We start from the raw sequence: 6,754 nt of genomic DNA on the forward strand, positions 1-6,754 counted from the left end.
TGCGACGTCGCAGACACCCCGCACGGCACCGTTTTCGGTCACCGAGACCGCCGTGCTGCCGGTGCGGACCATCGTGTCCAGAACGTCCCGCAGCGTCGCCGTGGCGGCGATCGACGGCAGCCCGCCGGCCGCCGGCCCGAGCGGCACGTCCGCCACCGGGATCAGCGCGAGCCGCTTCAGGTTCCGCTTCGAACCCGCGAACGCCGAGACGTAGTCGTCGGCCGGCGCGGCCAGGATCGCCTGGGGCGTGTCGTACTGCGCGAGCACCGACCGCGGCCGCAGCACCGCGATCCGGTCGCCGAGCTTGAGGGCTTCGTCGAAGTCGTGCGTGACGAACACGATCGTCTTGCGCACCTGCTTCTGCAGCCGCAGGAGCTCGTCCTGCAGCCGGGCGCGCGTGATCGGGTCCGTGGAGCCGAACGGCTCGTCCATCAGCAGGACCGGCGGGTCCGCCGCCATCGCCCGCGCCACGCCGACGCGCTGCTGCTGCCCGCCGGAGAGCTCACGCGGGTAGCGGCGGCCGTGCTCGCGGGTCAGCCCGACGACGTCGAGCAGTTCGCGCACGCGGCCGGCGACGCGCTGCCGCGTCCAGCCGAGCACCCGCGGCACCACGCCGATGTTGGCGTCCACCCGCAGGTGCGGGAAGAGCCCGACCTGCTGGATGACGTACCCGGTGTGCCGCCGGTGCTCGTCGAGGTCGAGCTCCGCCACGTCGGTGCCGCCGAGCGTGACGACCCCCGACGTCGGCTCGACGAGCCGGTTGATCATCCGCATGGTCGTCGTCTTGCCGCAGCCCGACGGGCCGGTCAGCACGACGATCTCGCCCGCCGGGATCGTCAGCGAAAGGTTGTCGACCGCGGGCACCGCGTGGCCGGGGTACTGCTTGCTGACCTCGCGCAGCTCGATCGTCTCACCGCCGGCGCCGGTCGGCTCCCCCGCCGCCCCTTCGAGGCGCGTGCGCGGGCGGCGCCACGCCGTCAGCTTGCCGACGACGACGTAGGCGAGGTCGAACAGCAGCGCCAGCAGCATGATCCCGACCGTCCCGGTCAGCACCTGGTTGAGGGAGTTGACCGAGCCGAACCGGCCGAGCCCGTCGAAGATCTCGTTGCCGAGGCCGGGTCCCTTGACGTAGGCGCCGATGGCCGCGATCCCGATGGTGATCTGCGTCGACACCCGGATGCCGGACAGGATCACCGGCCACGCCAGCGGCAGCCGCACCCGCCACAGCACCCGCACCCGGCCGAGCCCCATCCCGTGCGCGGCGTCGACGACGGCCGGATCGACCCCGCGCAGCCCGACGATCGTGTTGCGCGTGATCGGCAGCAGCGCGTAGAGCACCAGAGCGAACAGGACGTTCGTCAGCCCGAGCCCGAACGGCCCGATCAGGATGCCGAGCAGCGCGATCGACGGGATGGTCAGGAAGGCCGCGGTCGTCGTGGTGGCGAGCGAGCCGAGCCAGCGCCGCCGGTAGGTGAGCACGCCGATCGTGGTGCCGATCAGCACGGCCAGCGCGACCGCCGCGAGGGTGAGGTCCACGTGCAGGATGGCGTCGTTGACGACGTCGATCCAGTTCTCGCGGAGGTACTCCCACCAGCTCAGGGCTTCGCTCCTCGACGTCGCGGTCGGTGATTCACCGGCCGCGTCCGGAGTGCGGCCGGGTCCCAGCCCAGCACGCCGACGGGTGTCCTGTCCACCGCCCGGCACCCCTAACCCCGTGCGATGCGGTACATCGGCCGAAAGGACGAGGTCGGCTGTCCCTTCGGCCGAGGTGCTCGCCGACCCGCTCCCCTAGCTTGACGACCATGGAGTTCAAGCGCGCCGGGGTGGCCGTGGTCGCCGCCGTCGCCGTGGCGGTCGGCGTCGGGGCGACCGTGCTGGCCACCGCCTCCGATCCCGTCGCGCCCGAGGTCGTCAGCGCGACCCCGGCCGAAGCCGGGCACGAGAACGAGGGCAAGTACACCACCGGGGACTACGTGCTGAACGTCCACGAGCTGGACGACGACGGCGACGGCACGAGCACCGCCATCGGGCCGCACACCACGTACTACTCGAAGACGGTGCACGGCACCGGAACCCGGACGACGACCGTCGTCAAGTTCTCGGCCGGCAGCGACCGCGACGCGCCGGTCGTGTTCAGCTACCCCGCTCCCGGTCCCGGCCGGGCCATCGACTGCGTCGCGTCCGGCACCGGAGCGTCGCCGGTCGTGCGGTGCGAAACGAAGCCGTAGGTTCAGCCGCGCCGCAGCACCACCTCGTCGACCTTGTCGCCGGTTTCGCCGAGCGCGCGCACGGTGAGCTGCCCCGGGACGACGTCGACTACCACCAGGCCGTAGCCGCGGTAGCGGACCCGCGACCACGTCACCACGGTGTCCGTCGGGGTCTTGCCGCCCTTCTTGTACGACTTCATCGTCGCGGCGGCGTCGTTGACGTGGCCCAGGTAGCTCTCGGGTGCGTTCTTGTAGAACGCGTCGAGGGCCTGCCCGCCGCCCCCGGCGGTGACGTACGTCGTGCCGTCGGCCGCGGGGTGCACCACCCCGGTCTTCTTCGTGCCCTTCCCCGCCTTGATCGGGTCGGTGCGCTCGTAGAGCCGGTTGTGTGCGGTGAGCACCAGGTCGACGCCGTGCTTGTCGAACAGCGGCGCCCACTTCTCCTGCGCGCCGCGCTCGGCGCCGTAGCGGTCGCCGGTGCTGTAGACGGAGTGGCCGCAGTAGACCACGACGAACTCGACGGCCGGGTCGGCGCGGAACCGCCCGAGCTGCGCGTCGATCCACTTGAGCTGCTTGCCCGCCGTGTAGTCGAGCTTGGCCGGGAAGCGGTAGCAGACCTCACCGGAGTCGAGGCTCATGAACCCGACGTTGTGGTAGCGCCACGCGTAGATCCCGGTGGACCCGCTCCACGCGTTGTCCGGCATGGCGAACCGGGCGCGCACGCCGCCGTTCCCGGTGTTGTCGTAGAACTTCTCGTACTCGCGGTGGCCGAGGGTGATCATCCACGGGATGCCGGACGCGACGGCGTCGTTCTGCGCGAAGAAGGAGTCCCACTTCCGCGCGTCGTATTCGAAGTCCTCCGACGTGGGCTTGTCCTCGGGCTCGTGCATCGCGTAGCTCAAGTCCCCCAGCGCCAGGTGGAACGCCGGGGCGAAGTCCGCGATCTGGCTCGCGCCGTTGAGCGCGTTGTAGCCCAGGCCCTGGTCCCCGGCGGCGGTGAAGGTGAACGCTCCGGAAGTGCCTGCCGTGCGGAAGGTCGCGACCTCGCCGAGCCGGTCCGCGGCCACGGGGTCGTAGCCCGCGTGCCCGAGCACGTAGTGGTACGTCGTGTCCGGCGACAGCCCGGTCAGCTTGGCGTGCAGGAAGTACTGCGTGTACGTGGCCGGCGCGTGCGGCGGGAAGTCGTGCTCCTCCGGGTGCTGCCAGGACAGCTTGCTTTCCAGGGGCCGTACTTCCGCGGCGACGGGCGCCCCCAGCGTCGACGGCGAGGTGCCGAAACGGACGTACGGCCCGGTCACCTTGCCGGGCACCTGCCAGGACACCGTGACCTGGGTGGCCGGGTCGGCGCCGAACGCCAGGTGCCTGCCGAACGGCCGCAGCGCCGGCCCGGCCGGTGCCGCGGCCCCGAACAGCGCGCGCCGGGAAAGGTTCGTGGTCATCGCGTGTCCTCCGGTCAGCCGCGGCGGATGGTCAGGTCGTCCACGAGGACGTTGTCTTCGGTGAGCGCTCGCACCTTCAACTGGCCGGGTTTCCCACCGGCTGCCGGCGTGACGTCGACGTGCACCAGGCTGTAGCCACGGAAGCGCACCCGCGACCAGGTGACCTTCTTCGAGTGCCCGCCGCCGTCTTCGTCGTCCCACCGCATGGTGGCCGTCGCGTCGTGGACGCGCCCGATGTAGGAGTCACCGGCGGACTCGTCGATCCAGTCGTTGATGCTCTCGCCGCCACCGCCCGCGGTGATGTAGGTGACGCCGTCGGCCTTGGAGTTCACCGTGCCGCCGGGCGCGACCTTCTTCGTGCCCTTGCCCGCCTTGATCGGGTCGGTGCGCTCGTAGAGGTGGTTGTGCCCGTTGAGGACCAGGTCCACCTGGTACTGGTCGAACAGCGGCGCCCACTTCTGCTGCGCGCCGAGTTCGGCGCCGTTCGCGTCCGACGTCGAGTAGGTGCACTGGTGGCAGTAGACGACGATGAACTCGATCGTCGGGTCGTCGCGGAACTGCGCGAGCCGGCTCTTCAGCCAGGCGGTCTGCTTGCCCTCGGTGTAGTCCAGGTTGGACGGGCTGTTGTAGCAGATGTCGTTGCCGTCCAAGCTGATCAGGCCGACGTTCTGGTAGCGCCACGAGTAGATGCACGTCGAGCCGGCCCACGCGTTGTCCGGCATGGTGAACCGGGCGCGCATGCCGGCGTAGCCGTGGTCGTCGTACCAGCCCTCCATCTCGTGGTTGCCGAGGGCGACCATCCACGGGATCCCGGCCGCGACGAGCTCGTTCTGGGCGAAGAACGAGTCCCACTTGCGGGCGTCGTACTTGTCTTCGGCCGGGTGCCCGCCTTCGCCGTTGAGCGCGTAGCTGAGGTCCCCCATGGCGAGGTGGAACCGCGGGCCGAGATCGGCGATCAGGCTGTTGGTGGCGAGCGCGTTGTAACCGACGCCCTGGTCGCCGAACGCGGTGAAGGAGAACCCTTCGGCGCGGCCCGCGGCCGGCGCGGTGCGGAAGGTGCCGACCTCGCCGGGCCTGCCGCTGGTCGCCGGGTCGTAACCCTGGTGGCCGACGACGTAGTAGTAGGTCGTGTTCGGCACCAGGTTGTCGAGCTTGACGTGGTGGTAGTACTGCGTGATCGCGGACGGGCTGTGCGGCGAGAAGGTGTGCGTCGCGGTCTGCCAGGACAGGTCGCTCTTCAGCGCGCGCACCTCGGCGGGCACGGTCGCGCCGTAATCCCCTTCGACCGTGCCGATCCGCAGGTAGGGCGCGCTCACCTGGGCCGGCGTCTGCCACGAGACGACGACCTGCCGCGAGGCGTCGGCGCCGTAGGCGAGGTGCCTGCCAAAGGGCCGCAAAGCCGAGCCGGGCACGGTTTCCGCGCGCAGCAGCACCGATGGTCCCCTGGGGACCGGGGCCGCCGCCTCGGCGGTTCCGGGCAGCAGGAGGCGCCCGGCGGCCAGCGCGGCACCGCCCGCCGCGGCACCGCGGAACACGGTGCGCCTGGTGTGCTTCCGGACGTTGTGGTCGTACCACTCGGCGAGCCGCAGTTCCATGACGTTAAGTTAAGAAACTTTCCTAACTACGTCAAGAGCACGGCCGGACACCGACGGTTGCCGCGAGTCGATCAAGTCGGTACAGTCCGCTTTGCCGGGGAAATCCTTGGCACGCCGCGTTGTTTCGCCCGAGCCCGATGGCCCCAAGGAGCACACGTGCGCGTCTTCCGCCGGTTCACGGCACCCGTAATCCTCTTCTCGGCACTCCTCGCCGCCCCGGCCGGCACCGCCGAGGCCGCCACCGCGAAGTGGCCCGGCGACCCGGCCGTCGCGGTCGCCGACACCGCCGGCGTCTTCGGCGAAAACCTCAGCGGGCTCTCGTTCGCGGGCGCCGACGTGCTGTGGGCGGTGAAGAACGGCCCGGGCACGCTGTACCGGCTCGTCCGCACCGGCTCGACGTGGGGCCCGGACCCGGCGAACGGCTGGTCGTCCGGGAAGGCCCTGCACTACCACGACGGCAGCGGCGACCCGGACGCCGAAGGCGTGGTGGCCACCCCCGACGGCGTCTTCGCCGCGACCGAACGCGACAACGACGGCGACGGCAGCATGCTGAAGGTGCTGCGGTTCGACACGGCGTCGTCGGCGAAGTCGCTCGACGCGGTCGCCGAATGGGATCTCACCGACGACCTGCCCGGCGTCGACGACAACGGCGGCTTCGAGGCCATCACCTGGGTCCCGGACGCGTTCCTGACCGCGGGCGGCTTCCTCGACGAGCACCGGAAGGCCCCGTACGACCCGGCCGCGTACCCCGGGCACGGCACCGGCCTCTACTTCGTCGGGCTCGAGGACACCGGCAAGGTCTACGCGTACGCGCTCGACCAGCCCGGCGGCGGGTTCACCAAGGTGGCGACCATCGCGTCCGGTTTCCCGAAGATCATGGAGCTGGAGTTCGAGCCGGCCACCGGCCGCCTCTGGTCGGTCTGCGACGACACCTGCTCCGGCAAGACGGCGACGCTGAAACTCACCGGCGGCAAGTTCACCGTCTCGGCGACCTACGCGCGGCCGTCGAAGATGCCGAACTACAACAACGAAGGCTTCGCGATCGCGCCGTCGTGCTCGGCCGGCCGCAAGGCGGTCGTGTGGGCCGACGACGGCAACGACGGCGACCACGCGCTGCGGGCCGGCGCGCTGAGCTGCTGATTCCATCACTGATTGAATCACTGCTTGAAAGCTCGCGCCCGCGGTGGTCTACTCGTCGGATGGCGGGAAAGACGACCGTGGACCCGACGCCGGACCGGCTGCTGGCCGCCGCGGAACGGCTGCTGCTGGCGGGCGACTACGACAGCGTGTCCGTGCGGGCGATCTGCACGGCGGCCGGGCTCAACCCGGCCGCCGTGCACTACCACTTCGGCTCGAAGGACGCGCTGGTCGCGGCGATGCTGGAGGACCGGCTGGCCCCCGTGTGGCGCGGCCTGCTCGACGACCTCGAGCGGCGGCGGAGCGAGGGCTGGGTGCCGGGCGCGGCGGATCTGGCCGACGCCGTACTGGCGCCGCTGGCCGGGCTGGCGGCCGA

Annotated in this window: 6 protein-coding genes; 3 read left to right on the forward strand and 3 right to left on the reverse strand. The window is 71.0% G+C overall.

Going from position 1 to position 6,754, the window contains the following annotated elements:
* The coding region (locus G3I65_RS59085) for an ATP-binding cassette domain-containing protein (protein ID WP_375336718.1) at nt 1-1,704 on the reverse strand (1,704 nt) is incomplete at its 3' end.
* Between the two features lie 98 nt (nt 1,705-1,802).
* Here G3I65_RS59085 and G3I65_RS26355 point away from each other — a divergent pair.
* Nucleotides 1,803-2,228 carry a hypothetical protein gene (locus tag G3I65_RS26355; RefSeq protein WP_160698493.1) on the forward strand — a complete coding sequence of 142 codons (426 nt, stop codon included), beginning with the start codon at nt 1,803-1,805 and terminating at the stop codon, nt 2,226-2,228.
* Between the two features lie 2 nt (nt 2,229-2,230).
* On the opposite strand, the gene G3I65_RS26360 is transcribed toward G3I65_RS26355, so the two are convergent.
* Nucleotides 2,231-3,646 (reverse strand): metallophosphoesterase family protein, encoded by a 1,416-nt coding sequence (locus G3I65_RS26360; protein ID WP_160698494.1) that lies wholly within the window; start codon nt 3,644-3,646, stop codon nt 2,231-2,233.
* A gap of 14 nt (nt 3,647-3,660) precedes the next feature.
* Complete coding sequence (locus G3I65_RS26365; RefSeq protein WP_160698495.1) at nt 3,661-5,241, reverse strand: metallophosphoesterase family protein; 1,581 nt, start codon at nt 5,239-5,241, stop codon at nt 3,661-3,663.
* A gap of 156 nt (nt 5,242-5,397) precedes the next feature.
* Here G3I65_RS26365 and G3I65_RS26370 point away from each other — a divergent pair, with 156 nt between their 5' ends.
* Nucleotides 5,398-6,381 (forward strand): esterase-like activity of phytase family protein, encoded by a 984-nt coding sequence (locus tag G3I65_RS26370; RefSeq protein WP_160698496.1) that lies wholly within the window; start codon nt 5,398-5,400, stop codon nt 6,379-6,381.
* Between the two features lie 59 nt (nt 6,382-6,440).
* On the forward strand, nt 6,441-6,754 hold a 314-nt coding region (locus tag G3I65_RS26375), incomplete at its 3' end, for a TetR/AcrR family transcriptional regulator (RefSeq protein ID WP_160698497.1).

This window comes from Amycolatopsis sp. SID8362 (genome assembly GCF_010550475.1).
GTDB classification, from domain to species: Bacteria; Actinomycetota; Actinomycetes; order Mycobacteriales; family Pseudonocardiaceae; genus Amycolatopsis; species Amycolatopsis eburnea.